Source organism: Quadrisphaera sp. DSM 44207, from assembly GCF_900101335.1.
In the GTDB taxonomy this organism is placed as follows: Bacteria; Actinomycetota; Actinomycetes; order Actinomycetales; family Quadrisphaeraceae; genus DSM-44207.
On sequence record NZ_FNKA01000004.1, the window covers coordinates 38847 to 64889 of the forward strand.

Here is a 26043-nt window from a genome sequence, read left to right on the forward strand (position 1 = left end):
GACCGCCCCGGGTCAGGCGGTGACGACCCGCCCGAGCACGTGCACGACGATCCCGCACGCCGCCACCGGCGCCGCTCCCATCGCGAGGGCCGCCACGGGCCGCGCGCGCGTCGGGAGGTGCACGAGCAGGCGGTGCAGCAGGACGACGACGGTCGCGACGGCGAGGCCGAGGACGGCGCCGGCCAGGGGCGCCACCCCGCCGGTCGCGCCGGCCAGCAGCGCCCCGCCCGCGGCGGCGGCCAGCAGCCCGAGGGCGCCGGTCGTGCGCACCGGGTACGGCAGCGCGGTGCTCGAGGACGCCAGGGCCACGCCCAGGGCGCCGACGAGCACCACCGAGCCGCCCGCGGGGCCGGCGAGCGCCGTCAGCCACCCGGCGCCCAGCCCGACGACGACGAGGCCCGTCACCGCGCCGCTGAGCCCGTCGGCCACCCGCGGGCGCAGGTCGCGCCGCAGCAGCTGGTGGGCGAAGGCGCCCAGCACGGCCAGCGCCAGCACGGGCGGCAGGCGGCTCAGGCGCGGGTCGGGAGCGCCCGCGACGGCGAGGACCGCCGCGACCGCGGTGCCCGCCACCACGGCGGCGCTGCCGCGCGGGCTGGGCAGGGACAGCAGCGCGGACCACCCGGCGCTGACCGCGCCGGCCACCACGAGCACCGCGGCGGCCGCCGTCCCCGGGGAGGCGAGCGCCCCCAGGGCCACGAGCCCGGCCAGCGCGGCGCCGGCGGCGGCGGGGGCGGTCCGGCTGGTCGCGGCGGTCACCGCGGCATCCTCCCAGAGCGCCCGCACGGCGCCCCGCGCGTCGCTCGCGCGCCGGAGGAGGCCGGATCACCTCCGGTCGCGGGGCGCCGTCGTCTACTCTTCATCCCGTCGTAAGCGACGGCGCGCCGGCGCGGCGACGTGCTGGCGCCAGCCCCTGGAGGCGGCATTGGCCCGGTTGCTCCTGCTCACGAACGCCCTCGCGCCGTCCGCGGAGGTGCTGCCCGCCCTCGGGCTGCTGCCCCACCACGTGCGCGTGCTGCCCGCCGAGCCGGCCGCGCTGGTCGACGCCCCGCCGGCGGACGCCGTCCTCGTCGATGCGCGCCGCGAGCTGGTGGCCGCCCGCTCCCTCGCCCGCCTGCTGCGCACGACGGGCGTCAGCTGTCCCCTCCTCCTCGTGCTCACCGAGGGCGGGCTGGCCGCGGTCGCGGCCGACTGGGGCGCGGACGACGTCCTGCTCGACACGGCCGGCCCCGCGGAGGTCGAGGCCCGGCTGCGCCTGGCCGCCGGGCGCGCCGCCCTGGCCGACAGCGGCGAGGAGGCGTCCGAGGAGATCCGCGCGGGCGACCTCGTCATCGACGAGTCCGCGTACACCGCCAGGGTGCGCGGGCGGGTCCTGGACCTGACCTACAAGGAGTTCGAGCTCCTCAAGCACCTCGCCCAGCACCCCGGCCGGGTCTTCAGCCGGGCGCAGCTGCTGCAGGAGGTGTGGGGGTACGACTACTTCGGCGGCACCCGCACGGTCGACGTCCACGTGCGCCGGCTGCGGGCGAAGCTGGGCGCCGACCACGAGCAGCTGATCGGGACGGTGCGCAACGTCGGCTACCGGTTCGTGCCGCAGGTGCGCGAGCGCCGCGAGATGGACCGCGACGCCGCGAGCACCGCCGAGCCGGCCGCCGAGCCGGCCGCCGAGCCGGCCGCCGAGCGAGCCGCCGACCGGTAGCGGCCGGGTGGCGGCCGGGTGACGGCCGGGCAGCGGCCTGCTGGCCCGTCGTCGGCGGAGCCGGAGCGGCGCGCTCCCTAGGGTGTGCCCGTGCGCGCCGAGCCGTCCGAGCCCGAGGTCCTGCCCCAGCTCGACCCGCTCGACGTCGGGCGGGTGCGCTCGCTGCTCGCCGCGGCCGCCGCGGCGGACGGCGCGGAGGCCGCGTCCGAGGACGCCCGGCTGGCGCTGACCGCTCCCGCCCGCCCGGGCCTCGCGCACGTGCTCCTGCGCGCCCGCGGCGACGGCACGGGCGCGGGCGACGGCACGGGCGCGGGCGACAGCACGGGCGACGGCGCGGGCGACGGCGGGGGCGACGGCGGGCTGCTCGGCTACGCCCAGGTGGCCGCCGACCCCGGGGTCAGCCCCGACGCGCCTCCCGGCGCTCCCGCCGCGCCCCCCGGCGCGACGGCCGAGCTGGTGGTGGCGCCGTCCGCGCGCGGTGCCGGCCTCGGCGGCCTGCTGGCCGGCGCCGTGGAGCGCACGGCCGCGGCCACCGCGCCCGGCCCGCTGCGCGCGTGGTCCCACGCGGACTCCCCGGCCGCCGCGGCGCTGGCCGCCCGGCGCGGCTACCGGCGCGCGCGCGAGCTGTGGCGCATGGCCCGCCCGCTGGGGGACGGCGCCCCGCCGCTGCCCGCCCTAGCCGTGCCCGAGGGCGTGCGGCTGCGCGCCTTCCGGGCCGGCCGCGACGAGGAGGCGTGGCTGGCGCTCAACGCGCGGGCCTTCGCCACGCACCCCGAGCAGGGCCGGTGGACCCTCGCCGACCTGCGCGCCCGCCAGGGCGAGCCCTGGTACGACCCCAGCGGCGTCGTCCTCGCCGAGGACGCCGCGGACGGCCGGCTGCTGGCCTCGCACTGGACCAAGGAGCCCGGGGACGGCACGGGCGAGGTGTACGTGGTGGGGGTCGACCCCGACGCGCAGGGCCGCGGCCTCGGCACGGCCGTCGTGCTCGCCGGGCTGCACCTGCTGGCCGCCCGCGGGCACCGCCTGGTGCGCCTGTACGTCGAGGGCGACAGCGCCGCGGCCCGGCGGCTGTACACCCGCCTGGGCTTCGAGCACGCGGGCAGCGACGTCCTCTACGAGCGGCGGGTCTGAGCCGCCCCGCTCGCAGGGCGCGCGCGGCGGGGGCGCCGCGGGCGCGGCGGGCCGCGCGGCTGCGATGATGCCGGGCATGGCCAGCACTGCGAGCACGACGGGCCCCGCGACCAGCACGGGAACCGGCCCGGCGGCCGCGGCGGCGCCGGGGGTCGACGCCCCCGAGCGCCCGGGGTCCCTCGCCGAGCACCTGCAGGAGCACCTCGCCGAGGAGGACGAGGCCCCCGCGCGCGCGGCCGCGGCCGGGACCGAGCCGCTGCCGGCCGACCGGTTCCTCGACCGCGAGCTGAGCTGGCTGGCGTTCAACGAGCGGGTGCTGGAGCTGGCGCAGGACGACTCGCTGCCGCTGCTGGAGCGCGCCCGCTTCCTGGCGATCTTCGCCAGCAACCTGGACGAGTTCTTCATGGTGCGGGTGGCGGGCCTGAAGCGCCGCATCGCCACGGGCCTGGCCGTCACGGCCGCCTCCGGCCTGCAGCCGCGCGAGGTCCTCGACGCCATCAGCGCCCGCGCCCACGAGCTCATGGCGCGCCACGCGGAGGTCTTCACGCGGGCCGTGCGCCCGGCCCTCGCCGAGGCGGGCGTCCGCCTGGTCGGCTGGAGCGAGCTGGCCGACACCGAGCAGGACCACCTGCACCGCTTCTTCCGCGACGCCGTCTTCCCCGTGCTCACGCCCCTGGCGGTGGACCCGGCGCACCCGTTCCCCTACATCTCCGGCCTCTCGCTGAACCTGGCGGTCGTCGTGCGCAACCCCGCGACGCAGAAGGAGCACTTCGCGCGCGTGAAGGTGCCGCCGCTGCTGCCGCGGCTGGTGCGCGCGGAGGCCGACGGCGCGGCCTCGGACCGCGAGGCGCGCTTCCTGCCCCTCGAGGACCTCATCGCCGTGCACCTGGAGATGCTCTTCCCGGGCATGGACGTGCTGGCGGCGCACACGTTCCGCGTCACCCGCAACGAGGACGTCGAGGTCGAGGAGGACGACGCGGAGAACCTGCTCCAGGCGCTGGAGAAGGAGCTGCTGCGCCGCCGCTTCGGCCCGCCCGTGCGCCTGGAGCTGGCGCAGGACGCCGACGTGCACCTGCGCTCCCTGCTGATCCGCGAGCTGGGGGTGAGCGAGGCCGAGACGTACGTGCTGCCGGTGCCCCTGGACCTGCGGGCCCTGCACCTGGTCGCCGACCTGGAGCGGCCGGAGCTGAGGTTCCCCCGCTTCGTGGCCGCCACCCACCGGCACCTGACGGACGGGCGCGAGAGCTCCCAGCCGCGCGACGTCTTCGCGGCGGTCGCCCAGCGCGATGTGCTGCTGCACCACCCGTACGACTCCTTCTCCACGAGCGTGCAGGCCTTCCTCGAGCAGGCGGCCGCCGACCCGCAGGTGCTGGCGATCAAGCAGACGCTGTACCGCACGTCCGGGGACTCCCCCATCGTCGACGCCCTCATCGACGCCGCCGACGCCGGCAAGCAGGTGCTCGCGCTCGTGGAGATCAAGGCGCGCTTCGACGAGGAGGCGAACATCTCCTGGGCGCGCAAGCTCGAGCAGGCCGGCGTCCACGTCGTCTACGGCATCGTCGGCCTGAAGACCCACGCGAAGCTGAGCCTGGTGGTGCGCCAGGAGGGCGAGGCGCTGCACCGCTACTGCCACGTCGGCACGGGCAACTACAACCCCAAGACCGCCCGCGTCTACGAGGACCTGGGGCTGCTCACCTGCGACGACGAGGTCGCCGAGGACCTGACGAAGCTGTTCAACCAGCTCTCCGGCTACGCCCCGCAGACGCGCTACCGGCGCCTGCTCGTGGCCCCGCGCAGCCTGCGCCGCGGCCTGGTCGAGCGGATCGAGCGCGAGGCCGAGCACGCCCGCGCCGGCCGCCCGTGCGGGGTGCGCATCAAGGTGAACTCGATGGTCGACGAGGCCGTCATCGACGCCCTCTACCGCGCCAGCCGGGCCGGGGTGCCCGTGGACGTCGTCGTGCGCGGCATCTGCGCGCTGCGCCCGGGCGTGCCGGGCCTGAGCGAGACGGTGCGCGTGCGCTCGATCCTCGGCCGCTTCCTCGAGCACTCGCGGGTCTTCGCCTTCGAGGACGGCGGCTCCCCGTCGGTGTGGATCGGCAGCGCCGACATGATGCACCGCAACCTCGACCGGCGCGTGGAGTGCCTCGTGCGCCTGCGCGACCCCGAGCACGTCGCCGAGCTGCGGGCCCTGCTCGACCTGTCGATGGATGACGGCACGGCCAGCTGGCACCTGGACGCGCAGGGGTGCTGGACCCGGCACGCGGTCGGCGAGGACGGCCGCCCCCTGCTGGACCTGCAGGAGCACCTGATCGCCGAGCGCTCGCCGCGGCGCCCCCGTCGCCGGTGAGGCGGGGGGAGGCGGCGGGGGGCCGCCCGTGAGCGGCGCGGCGGACGGCGCCCTGGTGCGCGCCGCGGGAGCGGTGTGCTGGCACCGGGGGGACGACGGGCTGAGGGTGCTGCTCGTGCACCGGCCCAGGTACCAGGACTGGTCGTGGCCGAAGGGCAAGCTGGAGGGTCCCGAGCCCGTGGTGGCGGCCGCCGTCCGCGAGCTCGCCGAGGAGACCGGCCTGGTGCGCCCGCTCGGCGTGCCGCTGCCGAGCGCCCGCTACCCGCTGGGCACCGACGCCACCAAGCACGTCTCCTACTGGGCGGCGCACGTGCCCGGCCCGGCGCTGCCGCCGCCGCCGCGCCCGGACGAGGTGGACGAGACCGCCTGGGTCACCCCCGAGGAGGCGGACCGGCGCCTGACCCGGCGCGCGGACCGCGTGCAGCTGCGGGCCCTGCTCGACGCCGACGCCGGCGGCGCGCTGGACACCTGGCCCCTGGTGGTGCTGCGCCACGCCCACGCCCACCCGCGCACCGGCTGGGACGGCACGGACGCCGACCGCCCTCTCGCGCCGCCCGGCATGGCGCAGGCGCGGGCCCTGCCCGAGCTGCTGACCGCGTGGTCGCCGCTGCGGGTGGTCTCCAGCCCGTGGGAGCGCTGCGTGCAGACGCTCGAGCCGTACCTGTACGCCACGGGCACGCGCCTGCGCACCAAGCGGCGCCTGAGCGAGGACGGGCACCGCACCGGCAGCGCCGCGGTGGCCCACTACGTCTCCGGCCTGCTGGCCAAGGCCCGGCCCGTGCTGGTGTGCACCCACCGGCCCGTGCTGCCCACCCTGCTGGGCACCCTGGCGGGTCACGCGGGCGCGGGCGTCGCGGAGGCCGTGCCGCGCGCGGACCCCTACCTGCAGCCCGGGGAGGTGCTCGTCGCGCACGTCGCGCGCCGCTCCGGGCGGGTGGTGGCGGTGGAGCGGCACAGCCCCGTCCCCCGGTGAGCGGATCGCGGTGGCGCAGTGTGACGGATTGTCAAGGCCCGCGCGCGGTGCGACCGGGGCTGTTCACCCGCGGTTCACCCGACCCGGGCCGGGCCTTCACCTGCCCTCCCTAGCGTCCTCGTCGTCCTGGGACCGGACCCTCCGGCCCCGACCGATGAGGAGTCGCACGTGAAGCGCAGCACCCGGAGCCGCACCGCCCTCCCCGCGGCCGCCGTGCTCACCCTGGCCCTGTCCGCCTGCAGCGCGGCCAACGAGGCCAGCACCGAGCCCGCCGCGAGCGGCTCGGCGTCCGAGGGCGGCACCGCGACCGCGGTCTCGGGCACGCTGGACGGCGCGGGCGCCAGCTCCCAGCAGGCGGCGATGCAGGCCTGGCAGGCGGGCTTCACCGGCGCCAACCCCGACGCGACGGTCAACTACGACCCCGCGGGCTCCGGCGCCGGGCGCGAGCAGTTCCTCGCCGGGGCGGTCGACCTCGCCGGCTCCGACGCCTACCTGGACGACGAGGAGCTCGCCGCGGCGCAGGAGCGCTGCAGCGGCGGGACCGCCCTGGACCTGCCGGTCTACGTCTCCCCGATCGCCGTGCTCTACAACCTCGAGGGCGTGGACTCCCTGCAGCTGTCCCCCGCCACGATCGCGGGGATCTTCGACCAGCGGATCACCTCCTGGGACGACCCGGCCGTCGCCGCGGACAACCCCGGCGTCACGCTGCCCGCGCGGCCGATCACCCCGGTCAACCGCGCCGACGACTCGGGGACGACGGAGAACTTCACCGAGTACCTGGCCGCCGCGGCCCCCGAGGCGTGGCCGCACGAGCCGGACGGCGAGTGGCCGGTCGCCGGCGGCGAGGCCGCCCAGGGCACCTCCGGCGTCGTCTCCGCGGTCGGGGCGGGCGACGGGACCATCGGGTACGCGGACGCCTCCCAGGCCGGTGACCTGGGCGTCGCCACCGTGAGGGTGGGCGAGGAGTTCGTCGGCCCCACCCCGGAGGCCGCGGCCGCCGTCCTCGACACCGCCAGCCCCGTCGAGGGCCGGCCGGACGGCGACATCGCGCTGGAGGTCGACCGCGCCACCACCGAGAGCGGCGTCTACCCGATCGTCCTGGCGAGCTACCACATCGCCTGCAGCACCTACGAGGACGCCGAGACCGCCGACCTCGTCAAGGCGTTCCTCGCCTACGTCGTCAGCGAGGAGGGCCAGCAGGCGGCGGCGGACAACGCCGGCTCGGCGCCCATCTCCGACGACCTCCGCTCGCAGGTCGAGTCCTCCATCGGGATGATCGCCGCGGCCGGTTGAGCCGGACGCGCCGGTGCGGCGCCCGCCGCCGCACCGGCGCGGTGCATCATCTGCCACGGCTCCGGGCACCCGGAGCCACCCGAGCGGCACCCCGAGCGGCACCCGAGAGGACCCGGTGACCACCACCACTGCAGCACCCCGCCGGAGCGCCCGGCAGCGCCCGGGCGACCGGGTCTTCCGCGGCACCACGCAGGCCGCGGGCGTGCTCATCCTCCTCGTGCTGGCGGGCGTCGCCCTCTTCCTCACGGTCGAGGCCCTGCCCGCGCTGACCGCCCCCGCCGAGGAGGTCATCGGCGGGCGGGGCCTGGCCGCGTACGTCGCGCCGCTGCTGTTCGGCACGGTGCTCGCCGCGCTCATCGCGCTGCTGGTCGGCGCGCCGCTCGGCGTCGCCATCGCGCTCTTCCTGTCGCACTACGCCCCGCGGCGGCTGGCCGCGCCGCTCGGCTACGTCGTCGACCTGCTGGCGGCCATCCCCAGCATCGTCTACGGCCTGTGGGGCGCCGTGACGCTCTCGCAGGCCCTCGTGCCGGTCTACCGGTGGCTCGAGGCGAACCTCGGCTTCATCCCGTTCTTCGCGGGCCCGACCTCCGCCACCGGGCGCACGATCCTCACCGCGGGCCTCGTGCTGGCCGTGATGATCCTGCCGGTGGTCACGGCGATCAGCCGCGAGATCTTCCGCCAGACCCCGCGCCTGCACCAGGAGGCGGCGCTGGCCCTGGGGGCCACGCGCTGGGAGATGATCCGCTACGCCGTCATCCCCTACGGCCGCTCCGGGGTCGTCTCGGCGTCCATGCTGGGCCTGGGCCGCGCCCTGGGCGAGACGATGGCGGTGGCCCTGGTGCTCTCGGCGTCCGGCGGGGTGACGCTCAACCTCATCGGCACGGGCAACCCCGGCACCATCGCCGCGAACATCGCGCTCGACTTCCCCGAGGCCACGGGCGTGGAGACCAGCACGCTGATCGCGGGCGGCCTCGTGCTCTTCGTCATCACCTTCGCCGTCAACTTCGCCGCCCGCTGGATCGTCAACCGCCGCGCCGAGTTCTCCGGAGCCAACTGATGACCGACCTCGGCACGCGCCCGCGCCCCGTCGCGGTGCCCCTCGCGGTGAGCGCCTCCGCCCGCCGCCTGCCCCGGTGGGCGCCGCTGGCCGCGCTCGCGGCCGCCGCCGCCCTGGCCGGCGGCCTGCTCGCCGTCCTCGGGTGGTCCACCGCCGGCTTCGCCGTCCTGGTGGCGCTGCTGTCCGTCGTCCTGCTCGTCGGCGCCTCGCGGGCGGTCGAGGGCAGCCGCAAGGCCACGGACCGGCTGGTCACGGCGCTCGTCACGGGCGCCTTCCTCGTGGCGCTGCTGCCCCTGATGTCCCTGGTCTGGACGGTGGTCCGCCAGGGCGCCGCCCGCTTCGACCCGGAGTTCTTCACGTGGTCCATGGCGGGCGTCGTCGGGGCGGGCGGCGGCGCCTACCACGCCATCCTCGGCACCCTCGTCGTCACGGCGCTGGCGACGGTGATCTCCGTGCCGGTGGGGCTGCTGACCGCCGTCTACCTCGTGGAGTACGGGCGCGGGCGCCTCGCGCGCGGCATCACCTTCCTCGTCGACGTGATGACGGGCATCCCCTCGATCGTGGCGGGCCTGTTCGCCTACGCGCTGTTCACGCTCGTCCTGGGCCCGGGCACGCGGCTGGGCATCATGGGCGCCGTCGCCCTGTCGGTGCTGATGATCCCGCTGGTGGTCCGCTCGACGGAGGAGATGCTCAAGCTCGTGCCGAACGAGCTGCGCGAGGCCGCCTACGCACTGGGCGTCCCCAAGTGGCTGACCGTCGTGAAGGTCGTGCTGCGCACGGCCGTGGGCGGGATCGCCACCGGCATCACGCTGGCCATCGCGCGCGTCATCGGCGAGACCGCCCCGCTGCTGGTCACGCTCGGGATCACCACGGGCACGAACCTCAACCCGTTCGCCGAGCGCATGGCGACGCTGCCCGTGTTCTCCTACTACCAGTACACCCAGCCGGGCGTTCCCCCGGAGCCGGCGATCGACCGGGCCTGGACAGCGGCGCTGGTCCTCATCATCCTCGTGATGCTGTTCAACCTGCTGGCCAGGCTGATCTCGCGCTGGTTCTCCCCCCGCGCGCACTGACCAGCACCCCGCCGCAGCACCGAGACGGAGCCCGAGGAACGACCATGGCCAAACGCATCGACGTGTCCGACCTGGACATCTACTACGGCGACTTCCTCGCGGTCGAAGCGGTCACGATGACCATCGAGCCGCGCACGGTCACCGCGCTCATCGGACCGTCCGGCTGCGGCAAGTCCACCTTCCTGCGCTCCCTGAACCGCATGCACGAGGTGATCCCGGGCGCTCGCGTGGAGGGCAAGGTCGTCATGGACGGGCAGGACCTCTACGCCCCCGAGGTCGACCCCGTCGACGTGCGGCGCTCGGTCGGCATGGTCTTCCAGCGCCCCAACCCGTTCCCCACCATGTCGATCGCCGAGAACGTCCTCGCCGGCGTGCGGCTGAACAACGCGCGCATGCGCAAGGCGGACGCCGAGGAGCTGGTCGAGCGCTCGCTGCGCGGCGCCAACCTGTGGAACGAGGTCAAGGACCGGCTCGGGCGCCCCGGCTCCAGCCTGTCCGGCGGCCAGCAGCAGCGCCTGTGCATCGCCCGCGCGATCGCCGTGCAGCCGCAGGTGCTCCTCATGGACGAGCCGGCCTCGGCGCTGGACCCGATCTCCACGCTGGCGATCGAGGACCTCATCGCCGAGCTGAAGCAGGACTACACGATCGTCATCGTCACCCACAACATGCAGCAGGCCGCCCGCGTCAGCGACACCACGGCGTTCTTCAACATCGCCGGCACCGGCAAGCCGGGCAAGCTCATCGAGATGTCCGACACCACGACGATCTTCTCCAAGCCGGCGCAGAAGGCCACGGAGGACTACGTCTCCGGCCGCTTCGGGTGAGCTGCGGGGTGCGAGCGGGCGGCCTGCTGACGCGGTGCGGTGCGCGGTCCGCACCCGGAGGCGAGGGGGTCCTCGCCGAGCGAGAGCACACCTCCTGCTCGCCGGTGGCGGCGCGTCGGGCGCGGGAGCGGGGCCGGGGCGGGGTGCGGACGGATCCGTGGTGCGAGGCGGCGGGGCCGGGCGTGCCGGCCGGTCAGTCGCGGCGGATGCCGAGGAGGCGGTCGATCTCCTCCTGGGGCAGCGCCTCGTCGGCCTCCGACGCGGCCACGACCAGGTCTCCGTACAGCTCGATCTCCTCGGCCAGCTCGTCGTCGTCGAGGCGCCGTCTGGGCTCCATGTCGCCACGGTAGCGGTCAGCACCCGGGCGCCACGCGAGCTTCACGGCTCCGAGCCGCTGTGTCACGCAGCGTGATCGGTGGTCGGCGTGTCGCCCGCCGAGTCGCCGCCCGCACCCTCGCGTGCTAACCCTTCCGGACGTGACCACTCCGAACGGCTCCGGCCGGCCGGGCGTCCTCTTCGACGTCGACGGCACCCTGCTCGACACCAACTACCTGCAGGTCCTCGCCTGGTGGCAGGGGCTGCGGGACGCCGGGCACGAGGGGATCTCGATGTCGGCCCTGCACCGGGCCATCGGGATCGGCAGCGGCGAGCTGGTCCGGCGCGTCACCGGCCAGGACGACGAGGCGGCCCTGACGGCCAAGGCGGAGCGCTACGAGCCCCTGCGCGAGCAGGTCGTCGCCTTCCCCCGGGTCGCGGACCTGCTGCGCGCGTGCGACGAGCGCGGCCTGGCGGTCGTGCTGGCCACCAGCGGCGAGCCCTCCGACCTGGAGTGGATGGTCCCGGCCACCGGCTCGCAGGACCTGCTGGCCGGTGCGACGACGTCCGGGGACGTGGAGTCGGCCAAGCCGGCGCCGGACCTGCTCACCACCGCGGTCGAGCAGCACGGCCTCGACCCGGCGCGCACGGTGGTCGTGGGCGACACGGTCTGGGACGTCGAGGCCGCCCGCAGGGCCGGGTTGCCGTGCGTCGCGCTGCTGTGCGGAGGCGTCTCCCGCGGCGAGCTGGAGGAGGCCGGCGCGACGGAGGTGCACGAGGACCCGGCGGACCTGCTGGAGCACCTCGACGGCTCCGTGATCGCGCGCGCCGCGCGGGGTCCGCTGGCGGGCTGAGCGCCTACAGCTTCGGGAACAGGCGGCCGGCGCCCTCGCCCTCCTCCCACATCTGCGCCGCCGGCCCGATCCCGACGACGAGCGGGTCCGGCGTGCCGACGACGTCCTCGTCCTTGCCGTCGTAGGGCAGGGACGAGAGCACGTAGCGCATCGCCTCGATGCGGGCGCGCTTCTTGTCGTTGGAGCGCACGATCGTCCAGGGCGCGTCGGCGGTGTCGGTGTAGAAGAACATCGCCTCCTTGGCCTCGGTGTACTCGTCCCACTTGTCGAGGGACTCCAGGTCCATCGGCGAGAGCTTCCACCGCCGCACCGGGTCGGTGCCGCGCAGCGCGAAGCGCGTGCGCTGCTCGGCGCGCGAGACGGAGAACCACATCTTGCGCAGGTGGATGCCGCTGCGCACCCACATGCGCTCCAGGTCCGGAGCCTGGCGCATGAACTCCAGGTACTCGCGCGGGGTGGCGAAGCCCATCACCCGCTCGACGCCCGCGCGGTTGTACCAGGAGCGGTCGAACAGGACGATCTCCCCGCCGCTGGGCAGCGCCTGAACGTAGCGCTGGAAGTACCACTGGGTGCGCTCGCGCTCGGTCGGCTTCTCCAGCGCGACCACGCGCGCGCCGCGGGGGTTGAGGTTCTCGGTGAAGCGCTTGATGGTGCCGCCCTTGCCGGCGGCGTCGCGGCCCTCGAAGACGAGCACGACCTTGGCCTCGGTGCGCCTGACCCAGCCCTGCATCTTCAGCAGCTCGATCTGCAGGCCGCGCTTGAGCCCCTCGTACTCCTTGCGCGTCATCTTCGTGTCGTACGGGTAGTCCTCGCGCCACGTCTCGCCCGCCTGCGGGCCGACGTGCTCGAGCAGGCGGGGCGCCAGGTCGCCGACGGCGTCGCGCACGTCCTCGACGTCCTCGTCGGCGAGCGCGACGGGCTGCCGCGGCTGCTCGGGCTGCGCGGCGGCCTGCTGCTCCGGCTGCGGGTCCTTCGCGGCGTCGCGGCGGGCGCGGGTGCGGGCCTTCTCGCGGGGCTGCGCATCGGTGCTCATGCCACCGTCGTACCCCGTCGCGTCTGACCGGACGCCGGTAGAGCGGGAACAGCCCCACAGCGCTGGCCACGTACAGGCCCACGGGCACCACCTCGTCCTGAGGACGGGACCGTCCCGTGTCGTGAGCACCCGATATCGTGTGCGTATGACACGAAAGCCGTCAGCACTGCTGCCGGTGCTGCGCAGTGAGACCCAGGCTCGGCTGCTGGCGGCCACGCTGCTGCATCCTGAGCACGAGGCTTCCATCGCTGGACTGGCTCGCGCCGTCGGCGCCGATGCCGCCAACCTGCACAGCGAGGTCGCTCGACTGCTGGATGCCGGGATCCTGGTCGACCGGCGGGTGGGCCGGGCCCGGTTGGTGCGCGCCGGCGACAGCCCGCTGATCCGGCCCCTGCAGGACCTGCTGCTGCTCGCCCACGGACCCAAGGTGCTGCTCGAGGAGGCCTTGGCCGGCGTCCCGGGCATCGACCGGGCGGTGATCGTCGGATCTTGGGCCGCCCGCTACACCGGCACTCCCGGGCCGCTACCTCGTGACGTCGACCTGGTCGTCATCGGCACCCCGGACCGCGACCAGGTGATCGAGACGACGGGCGAGGTCGCCGCGCGCCTGGGCCGCGAGGTGCAGGCGGTCTTCCGCAGCCCTCAGGCTTGGGAGCAGGCGGCGGACTCCTTCACCGCCACCGTGCGCGCAGCCGCGCACGTGGACCTGGATCTGAGCACCAGCCACGACGCCGACAGGACCGCACCCGGTGACAGCCGGATCGATGGGGTTCTGGCGTGACCTGGCCCACCGGACAGGACGCCATCCGGGCACTGCTGGCCAGCGGTGATCTGCAGCAGGTGAGCGCCACCCGCGAGGACGCTGCGGCCCAGGTGAACGCCGCCGCCCGGCACCTGCACTCAGCACGCTCCCTGGCTGCCCGCGATCCCGAGGGCGCCTACAGCCTGCTCTACGACGCCGCCCGCAAGTCCCCGGCCGCCGTGCTGCAGGGCCAAGGGCTGCGTGCCACCAGCCGCGGCGGGCACTACGCCCTCGAACGAGCGATCCGCGCTCAGTTCACCGCGCCCCCGCCCTCGGAGCCTTCCGCCCCTTCGGACGGCTGCGACGAACGCGCAACCGCGTCGAGTGCGAACCGGCCACTGCGATCCTGTCCGAGGACGTCGAAGCCGACCTGGACAACGACTCCCGCCTGCACTCCACCGCCGCAACTCTGCTCGACCAGCACGGCGAAGTGGACACCTCGTCGGCCCGAGGCACCGGGTGCCCGCGGCCCAGCGGGTCGTCGGTGTGCACCTCCTCCCCTGCGCCACCAGTAGGCGCTCCACCGCCGCGCGCGCCGCGCCGACCGCGCACGCGCGTGGTGGACTTCCGCCGTGCACCCGGTCGACGCGCTGCGCCGCATCGCGTTCGTCCTCGAGCGGGACGACGCCCCGACCTACCGCGTGCGCGCCTTCCGGACGGCGGCCGCCGCCCTCGCCGCCCTCGACGAGGAGGAGCTGGCCGCGCGCGTGCGCGAGGGCACCCTGACGGAGCTGCCCGGCGTCGGGGCCCGCACGAGCGAGGTCGCGACCCAGGCCACCGCGGGCGCCGTCCCGGACTACCTCGCCCGCCTGGAGCGCGACGCCGCGCCGCTGGTGCGGCTCACCGAGGAGGCCACCGCGCTGCGCGACGCGCTGCGCGGGGACCTGCACGCGCACACCGACTGGAGCGACGGCGGCAGCCCCGTGGAGGAGATGGCGCTCGCGGCCCTGGAGCTGGGCCACGACTACCTGGCGATCACCGACCACTCCCCGCGCCTGGTGGTCGCGAACGGCCTCACCCCGCAGCGCCTGGAGCGCCAGCTGGACCTGCTCGAGCACCTGGCGGGTCAGCTGGCGCCGCTGCACCTGCTCTCCGGCATCGAGGTCGACGTGCGCGGCGACGGCACCCTCGACCAGGAGGACGAGCTGCTGGACCGGCTCGACGTCGTCGTCGCCTCCGTGCACTCCGGGCTCGGCGGCAGGCAGAGCCCGGAGAAGATGACGCACCGGATGCTCACCGCCGTCGCGGACCCTCGCGTCGACGTCCTCGGGCACTGCACCGGGCGGCTGCTGCGCGGCGGGCGCGGCACCCGCCCCGAGGCGCCCTTCGACGCCGAGGCCGTCTTCGCCGCGTGCGCCGAGCACGGCGTGGCCGTGGAGGTCAACAGCCGGCCCGAGCGCCTCGACCCCCCGCGCCGCCTGCTGCGCCTCGCCGTGGAGGCGGGCTGCCTGTTCAGCATCGACAGCGACGCGCACGCGCCGGGGCAGCTGGCGTGGCTGGAGCACGGGGTGGCGCGGGCGGCCGAGTGCGGCGTGCCCGGCGACCGCGTCGTCACCACGTGGGACGCCGAGCGGCTGCTCGGCTGGCTCAGGCGAGCAGCGTGAGGCGCCGCGCGCCCTCCCGCCCCGGCTGCTGACCGGCCGGCTGGCCCGCCACCTGACCGACCGGCTGACCGACCGGCTGACCGACCGGCTGACCGGCCGGCTGACCGGCCGGCTGACCCGGCTGCTGCGCGCGCTGCCGGCCGAAGCCGACCTCGGTGGCGCGCTGCTGCCAGGTCAGGACGGCGGCGGGCAGCGCCGCCTCGGTCGCCGGACGGCCGAACCACCAGCCCTGGCCGTGGTCGCAGCCGAGGTCGGCCAGCAGCTCGGCCTGCGCCTGCGTCTCGACGCCCTCGGCGATCACCGTGAGGCCGTGGGCGTGCCCGAGGTCGACGATCGCCCGCACGACGGCGGCGGCGGCGGCGTCCGAGCCCAGGCGCGCGACGAAGGCGCGGTCGACCTTGAGGAAGCCGAGGTCCAGGCCCGACAGGTACGACAGCGCGGACCAGCCGGTGCCGAAGTCGTCGACGCCGACGCTGACCGACAGGCGGTCCAGCGAGCGCAGCGTCGCGCTCACGGTGCCGCCGGGGCCGAGCAGCGAGTGCTCGGTGATCTCCACGAGCAGGCGGCTGCCCGCCGCACCGGCCCGCTCGAGGGCGTCGCGCACGAGGTCGGCGAGGTCCGGGCGCGCGAGCGTGCGCGGCGACATGTTGACGGCGACGGTCACGGGCGCGCGCGTGGGCAGGTCCCACCGCGCGGCGCGGGCGGTGGCGGTGCGCAGCACCCACTCGTCGAGCTCGACGACGAGGCCCGTCTCCTCCGCGACGTCCATGAACACCGCCGGGGACAGCGGCCCCAGCTCGGGGTCGACGACGCGCCCGAGGGCCTCGACGCCGATCACGTCGCCGGTGCGAAGGTCCACGACCGGCTGGTAGAGCACCTGGAGGCGCTCGGCGGCCAGCGCGGAGCGCAGCACGGCCTCGCTGCGCACGCGCGCCTCGGCCTGCTCGCGCAGCTGCGGGCCGAAGGCGACCCACCGGTCGGGGCCCGAGCATCGGCCGCGCTGCAGCGCCAGCTCGGCGTGGCGCACGAGGTCCTCGCCGTCGAGGGCGCCTCCGGGAGCGGGCGTGCCGTCGGCCAGGGCGAGGCCGACGACGGCGGTCACGGCGATCGGGCCCGGCACGCCGTCCAGGTGCAGGGGCTCGCGCACGGCCGACAGCACCGCCTCGGCGGCGGACCCGGCGGCCGCGGCGTCCGGCAGGTCGGTCAGCAGGACGCCGAACTGGCCGCCCTCGAGGCGGGCGAGCGTGCCGCCCGCCGGCAGCGCGGTGCGCAGCCGGGCGGCGACGGCGACGAGGACGGCGTCGCCCGCGCGGCGCCCGAGGGCGGCGTTGACGGAGCCGAAGCGGTCGAGGTCGACCAGCAGCAGCGCGCTCGCGCGCGCCGGGGCCGCGCCCGGGACGGCCGCGGCGGCGCGGGCCTCCAGCGCGGCGCGCCCCACGAGCCCGGTCAGCGGGTCGCGAGCGGGCGGCCGCCCGGCGCCGGCCACGTCGACGGCGGCGCCGAACATCCGCACCGCCCGCCCCTGCTCGTCCGCCTGCACCTCGGTCCACGCGTGGACGGCGCGCTCGACGCCGTCGTGGCCGACCAGGCGGTACTGCTCCTGGTAGCCGCGGCACGACTCGCGCGCCAGCAGCCAGCTCGCGCGGCAGCGCGGGCGGTCGGCCGGGTGGACGAGCGCGAGCCAGGCCTCCAGGGAGGGCCGCAGCGCCCCGGGCTCGGAGCCCACGAGCCGGTAGGCGCCGTCGGACCACGAGACCTCGCCGGTGCGCAGGTCGATCTCCCAGGCGGCGACGGCGGTCAGCCCGCCGACGCCCCGGCCGCCCGGTGCCCGCTGCACCGGCAGGGCCGGGGAGGCGGGAGGGGACCAGGGCTCGGGCACCGCCCTACCGTGCCACGCAGCGTCACCGCGTGCGGCGCAATCGGCGCAGACACGCCGCGGCGGTGACGGACCGGCACGACGCGGGCGCGGGCGCCGGGCGCGCCGTCACCGACCGTCGCCGGCACCCGGCGCCACCCGGCGTCGGCGTCACCCGGCGTCGCCGTACCCGTGCGGGTTCGCCTGCTGCCACCGCCACGTGTCGGCGCACATCTGCGCCAGGTCGCGCCGCGCCTCCCAGCCCAGCTCCTCGCGGGCGCGGGCGGGGTCGGCGTAGGAGACCGCGACGTCCCCGGGACGGCGCGGGAGGACCGTGACGGGGATCGTCCGGCCGCTGGCCTCCTCGAAGGCCTTGACGACATCGAGCACGGACGAGCCGCGCCCGGTGCCGAGGTTCCACGCGTGCGCGCCGCCGACCTCGCGGACGCGGCGCAGGGCGGCCAGGTGGCCCTCGGCGAGGTCCATCACGTGGATGTAGTCGCGCACGCCGGTGCCGTCGGGGGTGTCGTAGTCGTTCCCGTACACCGACAGCTCCTCGCGGCGCCCGACCGCGACCTGCGCGATGAAGGGGACGAGGTTGTTCGGCACGCCCTGCGGGTCCTCGCCGATGCGCCCCGACGGGTGCGCGCCGACGGGGTTGAAGTAGCGCAGCAGCGCCACCGCCCAGCGCTCGTCGGCGGCGGCCACGTCACGCAGGACCTGCTCGATCATGAACTTCGTCCAGCCGTACGGGTTCGTCGCCCCGCGCGGGGAGTCCTCCGTCAGCGGCACCCGGGTCGCCGCGCCGTAGACGGTGGCGGAGGAGCTGAAGACGATCGTGCGGCAGTCGACCCCCGCCATGGCGCGCACGAGGTTCAGGGTGCCGACGACGTTCGTGCGGTAGTAGCGCTCGGGCTGGGCGACGGACTCCCCGACCGCCTTCAGCCCGGCGAAGTGGACGACGGCCTCGGGGCGGGTCAGCTCGAAGACGCCGGTCAGGCCCGGCTCGTCGAGCAGGTCGACCTGGTGCAGGTCCACCGGGCGCCCGGTGATCTCCGTGACGCGCCGCAGGGCCTCGCGCCTGCTGTTGGACAGGTCGTCCACGACGACGACGTCGTGCCCGTCCTCGAGCAGCGAGACCACGGTGTGGCTGCCGATGTACCCCGCCCCGCCGGTGACCAGGATGCGCATGTCCGGCGACGCTACACGCGCGACGCCTCCCGGGGGGCCTCCTCGCCGGTCCTCCAGCGCGGCACCGCGGTGATGGCGCACCGCAGGCCCGGCGCCCGGCTCATCCGCGCGTCCGCCGTGACCGCACCGCAGCCGAGGGCCTCGGCGAGCGCGACGCACGAAGCGTCGTGAGCGGTGACGTCCGCCCGCAGCTGCCAGACGCGGCCCAGCACCGGCAGGACCGGGTGCCGCCTGAGGCCGAGACGCACGGCCAGGCCGAGCCCGAGCCTGCACGGGTCGCCGCCGGCGGGGGCGTCGTCGCGTGCTCCGCCCGGCAGCGCAGGGCGCGCCGTCAGGGGCGGCGGGGCTGCGGCGGGCTGGTACCCACGGTCCCGCGTCGATCTTGAGGTCGGTGCGCGCGACACGCCGCGGCTGCTCGCACCGACCCCCATGCCGATGCCTCGCGGGCGCACCAGCACCGCGGCGACCGGAGCGCGAGGTGGCAGCGGCGCGCCCGGTGCGCGCGGCGCTCCCGGCCGGGCGGGCCCGCTCAGTGGTTGTGGCGCGGCACGCCCCTGCTCGCCACCCGCTGGTGGGCCACCGCCGGCTCGAGCACCATGCCGTCGGCGAGCTGGGAGACCATCGAGCGCTGGATCTCCTGCCACGGCGTCTGCGAGGGCGGCACCGGGTAGCCGCCGGCGGCGGCCAGGGCCTCGTGCCGCGCTCGCAGCTCGGCCTCGGACAGCAGCGCGTCCACCCGGCCCGCGGCCAGGTCGACGCGCACGACGTCCCCGGTGCGCAGCACCGCCAGCCCACCGCCGGCCGCGGCCTCGGGGGAGGCGTTGAGGATCGACGGGGACCCCGACGTCCCGGACTGCCGGCCGTCGCCCACGCACGGCAGGGCGTGCACGCCGCGCTTGATCAGCGCGGCCGGCGGCTGCATGTTCACGACCTCCGCCCCGCCGGGGTAGCCCAGCGGCCCGGTCCCGCGCACGAACAGCACGCACCCCTCGTCGACGCCGAGGTCGGGGTCGTCGATGCGCCGGTGGTAGTCCTCCGGCCCGTCGAAGACGATCGCCCGGCCCTCGAAGCAGTCCGGGTGCTCGGGGTCGGAGAGGTACCGCGCCCGGAACTCGGCCGAGATCACGCTCCTCTTCATGATCGCGCTGTCGAAGAGGTTGCCGCGCAGGACGAGGAAGCCGGCCTCGCCCTTGAGGGGGTCCTCGACCGGGCGGATCACCGCGCGGTCGGTGGACGGCGTGTCCCGGCAGTTCTCCCCGATCGTGCGGCCGGTGACCGTGAGGGCGTCCTCGTGCAGCAGCCCGGAGCGCAGGAGCTCGTGCACGACCGCGGGCACGCCCCCGGCGCGGTGGTACTCCTCCCCCAGGTACTCCCCCGCCGGCTGCAGGTTCACCAGCAGCGGCACGTCCAGGCCGATCGTCTGCCAGTCCTGGATCTCGAGGGGCACCCCGACGTGCCGCGCGATCGCCCCGAGGTGGACGGGCGCGTTGGTGGACCCGCCGATGGCGGAGTTGACGACGATCGCGTTCTCGAACGCCTCCCGCGTGAGGACGTCGGAGGGCTTGAGGTCCTCGTGGACCATCTCCACGATGCGCCGTCCGGTCAGGTACGCCGCCTTCGCGCGGTCGCGGTGCACCGCGGGGATCGCCGCCGACCCGGGCAGGCTCATCCCGAGGGCCTCCGCGAGGGAGTTCATCGTCGAGGCGGTGCCCATGGTGTTGCAGTGGCCCGGCGAGGGCGCCGAGGAGGCGACGAGGTCGACGAACCCGGCCTCGTCGATCTCCCCCGCGGCGAGCATCTCGCGGGCGCGCCAGATGATCGTCCCCGACCCGGTGCGCACGCCCTGGTACCAGCCGTTGAGCATCGGGCCGCCCGAGAGCACGATCGCCGGCAGGTCGACGGTGGCGGCGGCCATGAGGCACGCGGGCGTCGTCTTGTCGCAGCCGGTGGTGAGCACGACGCCGTCGAGGGGGTAGCCGTGGAGGACCTCGACGAGCCCGAGGTAGGCGAGGTTGCGGTCCAGGGCGGCCGTGGGGCGCCGCCCCGTCTCCTGGATCGGGTGGACCGGGAACTCGAACGCCAGGCCGCCGGCGTCGCGGATCCCCTCGCGCACCCGCTCGGCGAGGACGAGGTGGTGGCGGTTGCAGGGCGCGAGGTCGGAGCCGGTCTGCGCGATGCCGATGACCGGCCGGCCCGACTGCAGCTCCTGGCGCGTGATGCCCCAGTTCATGTACCGCTCGATGTACAGGGCCGTCATGCCGGGGTCCGCGGGGTCGTCGAACCACTGCTGGCTGCGCAGCGGGCGCCCCGCGGCGCCGTCCTCGGCGTGCTCCTGGGTGTGCACGGGAGACCTCTCTGGAAGTGCGGGTCAGGGAGTGCGGGTCATGGGGTGCGGGCGCCGGGTGCGCCGGCGCCCGCCCGGGCGACCAGGTAGTCGGCGAGGGCGCCCACGCCGAAGTCCCACGGCGGCAGGCCCTCGGTGGGCGCGACCTCGTTGCTCAGCGCCCCGAGGCGGGGGCTGCTGATGGTGACCCGGTCGCCGGTCCGGTGGGTGAAGCCCATCCCGGGTGCGCCGCGGTCCTGGATCGGGGCGAACAGCGTGCCGGTGTAGAGCGCGAAGCCGTCCGGGTACTGGTGGTGAGGGCCGAAGGCGGCCGCCACGAGGCGCTCGAAGGAGCGGCTCAGCCTGCTCACGTCGTTGGCGCCCTCGAGCAGGTAGCCGTCGTCCGCGCCCTCGACCCGCAGGGTGATCCGCTCGGCGCGCACGGCGTCCAGCCCGAACCCGTCGGAGCCGTCGGAGCCGTCTGAGCCGTCTGAGCCGTCTGAGCCGTCGGTGAAGAGGCGCACGAACGGGCCGAGCGCGCTGGAGGCCGTGTTGTCCTTCGCCATGCCGAGCAGCAGGGCGCTGCGCCCCTCCACGTCGCGCAGGTTCACGTCGTTGCCGAGGGTGGCGCCGCGCGGGCGGCCCGCGGAGTCCACCACGAGCACCAGCTCCGGCTCGGGGTTGTTCCACGACGAGAACGCCGGCACGCCGACCTGCGCGCCCCAGCCGACCGAGGACAGCACGGGCGCCTTCGTGAACACCTCCGGGTCCGGGCCGAGACCGACCTCCAGGTACGGCGACCACAGCCCCTGCCCGAGCAGCGCCTCCTTGAGGGCGGCGGCCTCGGCCGAGCCGGGCTCCACGGTCCCGGCGCTGGTCCCGAGCGCCTCCTGGACGACGGCGCGCACCTGCGCGGCCCGGGCGGGGTCGCCCGCGCACCGCTCCTCGATCACCCGCTCGACCATGCTGTCGGCGAAGGTGACGCCGCAGGCCTTCACGACCTGCAGGTCGACCGGGGCGAGCAGGTGCGGGCGCTCGCGCGTGCGGGCCAGCGACCCCTCGAGCAGGTCCTCCAGGCGCCAGCGCCGCCCGGCCGGCGCCGCCGCGACGCGCGCGGGCGCGTCGTCCGCCTCCAGCAGCGCGGAGACCGTCGGCGCGACGTCGAAGAGGTCGACGACCTCGTCGCCGCGGACGGCGACCGGCCGCGGGCCGCCCGTCTCGACGTCCCAGACCCGGCCGACGAGGACGGCGCGCTCGGCGTCGACCGGCAGGACGTCCTCCAGGGCCGTCACCGCGAGCCCCGCGGGCCCTGGCCGGGCTCGACCCACGCGCCGTCCACGCGCCGGCGCACCCCCCACGGGTTCGCCTCCTGCAGCGGCGGCGGCAGCCGGTCGTCGGGGAAGCCCTGGTAGGCCACCGGCCGCAGCCACCGCCGCACGGCCGCGGTGCCCACGGACGTCGCCCCGGGCGTCGTCGTGGCCGGGTAGGGGCCGCCGTGCTGCTGCGCGTGGGTGACGCTCACGCCGGTCGGCCAGCCGTTCCACACCACGCGCCCGCAGCGCTCCTGCAGCACCCGCACCAGCGCGTCGGGGGACTCGCCGGGCTCGGCGTGCACGGTGGTGGTCAGCTGCCCCTCGACGAGGGCGGCGACCCGCAGCAGCTCGGCCTCGCCGGCGTAGCGGACCACGACGCTGGCCGGCCCGAACACCTCCTGCGCCAGCACCTCGGGACGGCGCAGCACGGCCTGCGCCGTCGTGGTGAGCACGGTGGGGCCCGGGGCCTGCCCGCCGCCGCCGGCGACGAGGACGTCGACGCCCTCGGCACCGGCCAGCTCGGCCAGCCCGCCGGCGAAGCCCTCGGCGATGCGGTCGGTGAGCATCGGGGTCGGCTCCACCTGCGCGAGGGCCTCGCGCAGCGCCGCCAGGTCGTCCCCGCCGTCCGCACCGCCCCCGCCGTCCCCGTTGTCCGCGGCGTCCCCGCCGCCCTGCGGCACGAACAGGAGCCCGGGCTTGGTGCAGAACTGGCCCGCCCCGAGGGTGAAGGACCCGGCGTACCCGGTGAGGACCTCGTCGCGGCGCGCCGCCCAGGCCCGCTCGGTGACGAGGACCGGGTTGACGCTGCCCAGCTCGCCGTAGAAGGGGATCGGCACCTCGCGGCGGGTGGCCCGCTCCAGCAGCAGCCGGCCCACGCGCGTGGAGCCGGTGAACCCGACCGCCCGCACGAGGGGGTGGTCCACGAGCGCCTCGCCCGCCTCCCGGCCGGTCACGGCGGCGAAGAGCCCCGCGGGGGCGCCCGCACCGGCCAGGGCCGCCACGACGAGCTCCGCGGTCCGGACGCCGAGGCGCTCGTGGGCCTCGTGGACCTTGTGGACGACGGCGCACCCGGCCGCCAGGGCCGACGCGCTGTCCCCGCCCACGACGCTGAAGGCGAAGGGGAAGTTGGAGGCGCCGAAGACCCCGACCACCCCCAGCGGCACGGCGACGCGGCGCAGGTCGGGCCGCGGGCCCGTGCCCCAGGTCTCGTCCGCGTGGTCGATCGTGGCGTCCAGGTGCTCGCCGCGCACGACCTCGCGGGTGAGCAGGCGCAGCTGGAACGTCGTGCGCACCACCTCCCGCCGCAGCTGCGCCTCGGCGAGGTGCGTCTCGGTGCGGGCCAGGGCGACCAGCTCGTCGGCGTGCTCGTCGAGGACGCCGGCCACGGCCTCCAGCCAGGAGGCCCGGCGGCGCAGGTCGACCCCGGCGGACTCCTCGCCCGCCGCGGCGGCCGCGCGCACGAGCCGGTCGAGCTCCTCGACGCCGGTCGGCGCCGGCGCGCCGCCCCCGGTCGTCCCGGTCGTCCCGGTCGTCCCGGTCGTCCCGGTCGTCCCGGTCACCTGGGTCGTCTGGGTCGTCTGGGTCATGTCGGTCCTCCTGCGGACGGCGCGGCAGTGGTGGGCGGCGTCCCGGCGCCGGGGGTGGCCGGGTCCGGCAGCGGGTCGGGCAGCGGGAGACCGAGCTGGCGGGCGAGCTGCTCGAGCTGCTCGACGGTGGAGCGGGCCAGGGCCACGGCCGCGACCCGGGCGTGGGCCCGCGCGGCCTCGACGTCGCCCGGGGCGTGGACGACGGCACCCGCGCGCCCGGAGGAGCGCACCGCCTCCTGCAGCTGCGCCACCCGCCGCTCGGTGTGCTCGCGGCCGGTGAAGGCCGCGGTGTCGACCGCGACGAGCAGGTGGCCGGTGTCCATCCTCGAGGCCGGGTCGGTCCAGATGTCCACGGTCTGGGCGGCGAACGTCGCCTCGGTCAGGGACGCCGCGAGCGCCTCGAGGACGACGGCCAGCGCGGAGCCCTTGTGCCCCCCGAAGGGCACCAGGGCGCCGGCCGCGGCCTGGGCCGGGTCCGTGGTCGGGCGGCCCTGCGGGTCCACGGCCCAGCCGGCGGGGATCGGCGCGCCCTCGTCGCGCGCGGCCACCACCTTGCCGTAGGCCCCGGCGCTGGTGGCCATGTCCGCGGTCAGCGGGACGTCGCCGGCGCTGGGGATCCCCACGGTGAGCGGGTTGGTGCCGAGCACCTTCGCGGCGCCGCCGTACGGGGCCACGGTCGGGCCGGTCGTCGAGGTGAGGACGCCGATGACGCCCTCGGCCGCCAGCTGGTCGGTCCAGAACGCGCCCGCCCCGTAGTGGGTGCTGCGCTGCACCGCGACGACCGCCGCGCCGGAGGAGCGCGCCAGCTGCAGCGCCCGCCGCACCGCGGCGGCGACGGCGACCTGCCCCAGGCCGCCGTCGGCGTCGAGGACGGCGGTGCAGCCGACCTCGCGCACCCACCGCAGCCGCGGGCGCGCGGTGATGCCGCCGGCGCGCAGGGCCGCCGCGTACAGCGGCAGCCGCAGCACCCCGTGGGAGTGCACCCCGCGCCGGTCGGCCTCGACCAGCGACGTGCTGGTGAGCTTCGCGTCCTCCTCGGGCACGCCGAGGACCTGCAGCGCCGCGGACCCGAAGTCCACGAGCGCGTGCGGTGCGAACCGCGGCCCCTCCGACACGGCCACCCCTCCTGGTGGGAGTCGCCGGGACGGTACGCACGGTGCCCGGCGCGTGGCAAGGCTCCCGGCACGCGCGGTGAGGCTCCCGGCGCCCGCGGCGAGGCTCCCGGCGCCCGCGTCGGTCTTGACCGGCGCGACCGCGCCGGGAGTAGCGTGCTGACACGCGCCGCGGACCAGCGCGGACGCGGTCGAGGGGGATCGCATGACCGAGCTCGAGTTCCCCGGCGGGGGTCCGTCGTCCGGGTCGGCGGCGGCCCGGTTCCCGAGCAGGCACCTGGCTCCGCCGGTGGTGCGCGACCTGCCGCCGGCGCCGCGCAGCATCTGGCCGATCATCGGGCCCGGCGTCGTCGCCGCCGGCGTCGGGCTGGCGAGCGGGGAGTTCATCCTCTACCCCTACATCGCCTCCCAGGTGGGCCTGGTCTTCGTCTGGGCCGCCTTCGTGGGGCTGATCACCCAGTTCTTCATCAACATGGAGATCGAGCGGTACACCCTGGCCACCGGGGAGACCGCGCTGACCGGGTTCAGCCGCTTCTGGCGGCACTGGGGCCTGGTCTTCGCCCTGATGGCGTACTTCGCCAACCTCTGGCCCGGGTGGGCGACCAGCTCGGCGACCCTGGTCACCTACCTCGTCGGCGGCGAGGTGACGCCCATCGCGATCGGGATGCTGCTGTCCATCGGCGTCATCCTCACCCTCGCGCCCGTGGTGTACGTGGCGCTGGAGCGGATCGAGATGGGCAAGGTCGTCGCGGTGCTCCTGCTGCTGGTCATCGGCCTGACCACCGCCATCGACGCGCAGGCGTGGGGCGACGTCCCGCAGATCGTCACGAACGCCGCGATCCCCTCCGAGCAGCTCGGGTTCGCGCTCCTCATGGGCGCGCTCGCCTTCGCCGGAGCCGGCGGCGGGCAGAACCTGTGCCAGAGCAACTGGATCCGCGACAAGGGCTTCGGCATGGGCACCTACGTGCCGCGCATCGTCAGCCCGGTCACCGGCGAGCCGGAGGCGGCGCCGTCCACCGGCTACGTCTTCGAGCCCACCCAGCGCAACCTGGCCCAGTGGCGGCAGTGGTGGAAGATGGCGAACGTCGAGCAGCTCGTCACGTTCGTGGCCATCACGTTCCTGACCATCCTCTTCACCTCCCTCCTGGCCTACGCCACGGTGTTCGGGCGGCCGGGCCTGGCCAGCGACATCACCTTCATCCAGGCCGAGGGCGAGGCGCTGTCGGCCGCCGTGGGCGGCTGGTTCGGCACGCTGTTCTGGGTGGTCGGCGCCTTCTCCCTCTACGCCGCCGCCGTCGGGATCGTGGACTACACCAGCCGCCTGGGGGCCGACGTCCTCAAGGTCGGGTACCTGCGCCGCGCCACCGAGAGCAAGATCTACTTCGTCCTCGTCTGGGGCCTGGTGCTCTTCGGCTGCGTGATCCTCCTCGTGGGCGTGACCCAGCCGATCGTGCTGCTGGTCATCTCGGCCGTCGTCGGCGGCTTCATGATGTTCATCTACTCCGGCCTGCTGGCGGTGCTGAACCGCAGGGTGCTGCCGGAGGCGATCCGCCCCGGCGCCCTGCGGGTCGGCGCGCTGGTGTGGGCGGTGCTGCTCTTCGGCGTCCTGTCGGCGCTGACCTTCGACCAGCAGATCCGCAACCTCCTCGGCGCGGAGTGAG

General features: G+C 76.0%; 23 protein-coding genes. 12 read left to right on the forward strand and 11 right to left on the reverse strand.

Features of this window, described 5'->3' with window-relative positions:
- Window positions 1-12: 12 nt before the first annotated feature.
- Complete coding sequence (locus BLS82_RS14100; RefSeq protein WP_092867170.1) at window positions 13-756, reverse strand: hypothetical protein; 744 nt, start codon at window positions 754-756, stop codon at window positions 13-15.
- A 166-nt stretch (window positions 757-922) separates the two neighbouring features.
- On the opposite strand from BLS82_RS14100, the gene BLS82_RS14105 reads away from it, so the two are divergent.
- From BLS82_RS14105 to pstB, 8 genes are all read left to right on the forward strand, one after another.
- Entirely contained in the window at window positions 923-1696 is a 774-nt protein-coding gene (locus tag BLS82_RS14105; RefSeq protein ID WP_092867172.1) for a winged helix-turn-helix transcriptional regulator, read from the forward strand.
- 90 nt (window positions 1697-1786) lie between these two features.
- The gene (mshD, locus tag BLS82_RS14110; protein WP_218123964.1) at window positions 1787-2827 is read left to right on the forward strand and encodes a mycothiol synthase; all 1041 of its coding nucleotides are present in this window, start codon (window positions 1787-1789) and stop codon (window positions 2825-2827) included.
- Window positions 2828-2903: 76 nt separating this feature from the next.
- Complete coding sequence (locus BLS82_RS14115) at window positions 2904-5174, forward strand: RNA degradosome polyphosphate kinase (protein ID WP_218123965.1); 2271 nt, start codon at window positions 2904-2906, stop codon at window positions 5172-5174.
- 28 nt (window positions 5175-5202) lie between these two features.
- Window positions 5203-6147 (forward strand): NUDIX hydrolase, encoded by a 945-nt coding sequence (locus tag BLS82_RS14120; RefSeq protein ID WP_092867178.1) that lies wholly within the window; start codon window positions 5203-5205, stop codon window positions 6145-6147.
- A gap of 168 nt (window positions 6148-6315) precedes the next feature.
- A complete protein-coding gene (gene pstS / locus BLS82_RS14125; protein ID WP_092867180.1) occupies window positions 6316-7440 on the forward strand; it encodes a phosphate ABC transporter substrate-binding protein PstS in 1125 nt (374 codons plus the stop codon).
- A 115-nt stretch (window positions 7441-7555) separates the two neighbouring features.
- Entirely contained in the window at window positions 7556-8497 is a 942-nt protein-coding gene (gene pstC, locus BLS82_RS14130) for a phosphate ABC transporter permease subunit PstC (RefSeq protein ID WP_092867182.1), read from the forward strand.
- Window positions 8497-9570 (forward strand): phosphate ABC transporter permease PstA, encoded by a 1074-nt coding sequence (gene pstA, locus BLS82_RS14135; protein ID WP_092867184.1) that lies wholly within the window; start codon window positions 8497-8499, stop codon window positions 9568-9570. Before pstC ends, pstA begins: the two co-directional genes overlap by 1 nt.
- 44 nt (window positions 9571-9614) lie before the next feature.
- Window positions 9615-10394 (forward strand): phosphate ABC transporter ATP-binding protein PstB, encoded by a 780-nt coding sequence (pstB, locus tag BLS82_RS14140; protein ID WP_092867186.1) that lies wholly within the window; start codon window positions 9615-9617, stop codon window positions 10392-10394.
- 193 nt (window positions 10395-10587) lie between these two features.
- Here pstB and BLS82_RS15850 read toward each other — a convergent pair whose 3' ends face one another.
- The gene (locus tag BLS82_RS15850; RefSeq protein ID WP_176819118.1) at window positions 10588-10731 is read right to left on the reverse strand and encodes a hypothetical protein; all 144 of its coding nucleotides are present in this window, start codon (window positions 10729-10731) and stop codon (window positions 10588-10590) included.
- Window positions 10732-10870: 139 nt separating this feature from the next.
- Between BLS82_RS15850 and BLS82_RS14145 the strand changes: the two genes are divergently transcribed.
- Complete coding sequence (locus tag BLS82_RS14145) at window positions 10871-11563, forward strand: HAD family hydrolase (RefSeq protein WP_092867188.1); 693 nt, start codon at window positions 10871-10873, stop codon at window positions 11561-11563.
- 4 nt (window positions 11564-11567) lie between these two features.
- Here BLS82_RS14145 and ppk2 read toward each other — a convergent pair whose 3' ends face one another.
- The gene (gene ppk2, locus BLS82_RS14150; RefSeq protein ID WP_255378358.1) at window positions 11568-12596 is read right to left on the reverse strand and encodes a polyphosphate kinase 2; all 1029 of its coding nucleotides are present in this window, start codon (window positions 12594-12596) and stop codon (window positions 11568-11570) included.
- A gap of 145 nt (window positions 12597-12741) precedes the next feature.
- Between ppk2 and BLS82_RS14155 the strand changes: the two genes are divergently transcribed.
- Window positions 12742-13377 (forward strand): winged helix-turn-helix domain-containing protein, encoded by a 636-nt coding sequence (locus BLS82_RS14155; RefSeq protein WP_176819119.1) that lies wholly within the window; start codon window positions 12742-12744, stop codon window positions 13375-13377.
- Window positions 13378-13648: 271 nt separating this feature from the next.
- Here BLS82_RS14155 and BLS82_RS15855 read toward each other — a convergent pair whose 3' ends face one another.
- Window positions 13649-13822 (reverse strand): hypothetical protein, encoded by a 174-nt coding sequence (locus BLS82_RS15855; protein WP_176819120.1) that lies wholly within the window; start codon window positions 13820-13822, stop codon window positions 13649-13651.
- Window positions 13823-13970: 148 nt separating this feature from the next.
- Between BLS82_RS15855 and BLS82_RS14160 the strand changes: the two genes are divergently transcribed.
- A complete protein-coding gene (locus BLS82_RS14160; RefSeq protein ID WP_092867190.1) occupies window positions 13971-15002 on the forward strand; it encodes a PHP domain-containing protein in 1032 nt (343 codons plus the stop codon).
- On the opposite strand, the gene BLS82_RS14165 is transcribed toward BLS82_RS14160, so the two are convergent.
- The 7 genes from BLS82_RS14165 to BLS82_RS14195 all read right to left on the reverse strand — a co-directional run bounded on the left by BLS82_RS14165 (window position 14986) and on the right by BLS82_RS14195 (window position 24385).
- Entirely contained in the window at window positions 14986-16881 is a 1896-nt protein-coding gene (locus tag BLS82_RS14165) for an EAL domain-containing protein (RefSeq protein ID WP_092867192.1), read from the reverse strand. The two genes, BLS82_RS14160 and BLS82_RS14165, sit on opposite strands and share 17 nt — an antisense overlap.
- A gap of 147 nt (window positions 16882-17028) precedes the next feature.
- Window positions 17029-18048 carry a UDP-glucose 4-epimerase GalE gene (galE, locus tag BLS82_RS14170; protein ID WP_092867194.1) on the reverse strand — a complete coding sequence of 340 codons (1020 nt, stop codon included), beginning with the start codon at window positions 18046-18048 and terminating at the stop codon, window positions 17029-17031.
- A gap of 11 nt (window positions 18049-18059) precedes the next feature.
- On the reverse strand, window positions 18060-18260 hold the full coding sequence (locus BLS82_RS14175; protein ID WP_143028875.1) for a hypothetical protein: 201 nt from the start codon (window positions 18258-18260) through the stop codon (window positions 18060-18062).
- Window positions 18261-18577: 317 nt separating this feature from the next.
- Complete coding sequence (locus tag BLS82_RS14180; RefSeq protein WP_176819121.1) at window positions 18578-20392, reverse strand: IlvD/Edd family dehydratase; 1815 nt, start codon at window positions 20390-20392, stop codon at window positions 18578-18580.
- A gap of 38 nt (window positions 20393-20430) precedes the next feature.
- Entirely contained in the window at window positions 20431-21663 is a 1233-nt protein-coding gene (locus tag BLS82_RS14185) for a fumarylacetoacetate hydrolase family protein (RefSeq protein ID WP_092867497.1), read from the reverse strand.
- A complete protein-coding gene (locus BLS82_RS14190) occupies window positions 21660-23270 on the reverse strand; it encodes an aldehyde dehydrogenase (NADP(+)) (protein WP_092867198.1) in 1611 nt (536 codons plus the stop codon). Before BLS82_RS14190 ends, BLS82_RS14185 begins: the two co-directional genes overlap by 4 nt.
- Window positions 23267-24385 (reverse strand): Ldh family oxidoreductase, encoded by a 1119-nt coding sequence (locus tag BLS82_RS14195; protein ID WP_218123966.1) that lies wholly within the window; start codon window positions 24383-24385, stop codon window positions 23267-23269. The genes BLS82_RS14190 and BLS82_RS14195 overlap by 4 nt, the downstream gene beginning before the upstream one ends.
- A 202-nt stretch (window positions 24386-24587) precedes the next feature.
- Here BLS82_RS14195 and BLS82_RS14200 point away from each other — a divergent pair, with 202 nt between their 5' ends.
- A complete protein-coding gene (locus BLS82_RS14200; protein WP_092867202.1) occupies window positions 24588-26042 on the forward strand; it encodes an Nramp family divalent metal transporter in 1455 nt (484 codons plus the stop codon).
- Window position 26043 lies beyond the last annotated feature (1 nt).

Coding starts and splice junctions, on each gene's coding strand:
- pstA (WP_092867184.1), top strand. CDS start 8,497: ATGACCGACCTCGGCACGCGCCCGCGCCCCGTCGCGGTGCCCCTCGCG.
- BLS82_RS14155 (WP_176819119.1), top strand. CDS start 12,742: ATGACACGAAAGCCGTCAGCACTGCTGCCGGTGCTGCGCAGTGAGACC.
- ppk2 (WP_255378358.1), bottom strand. CDS start 12,596: ATGAGCACCGATGCGCAGCCCCGCGAGAAGGCCCGCACCCGCGCCCGC.
- BLS82_RS14115 (WP_218123965.1), top strand. CDS start 2,904: ATGGCCAGCACTGCGAGCACGACGGGCCCCGCGACCAGCACGGGAACC.
- pstB (WP_092867186.1), top strand. CDS start 9,615: ATGGCCAAACGCATCGACGTGTCCGACCTGGACATCTACTACGGCGAC.
- BLS82_RS14200 (WP_092867202.1), top strand. CDS start 24,588: ATGACCGAGCTCGAGTTCCCCGGCGGGGGTCCGTCGTCCGGGTCGGCG.
- BLS82_RS14190 (WP_092867198.1), bottom strand. CDS start 23,270: ATGACCCAGACGACCCAGACGACCCAGGTGACCGGGACGACCGGGACG.
- galE (WP_092867194.1), bottom strand. CDS start 18,048: ATGCGCATCCTGGTCACCGGCGGGGCGGGGTACATCGGCAGCCACACC.
- BLS82_RS15850 (WP_176819118.1), bottom strand. CDS start 10,731: ATGGAGCCCAGACGGCGCCTCGACGACGACGAGCTGGCCGAGGAGATC.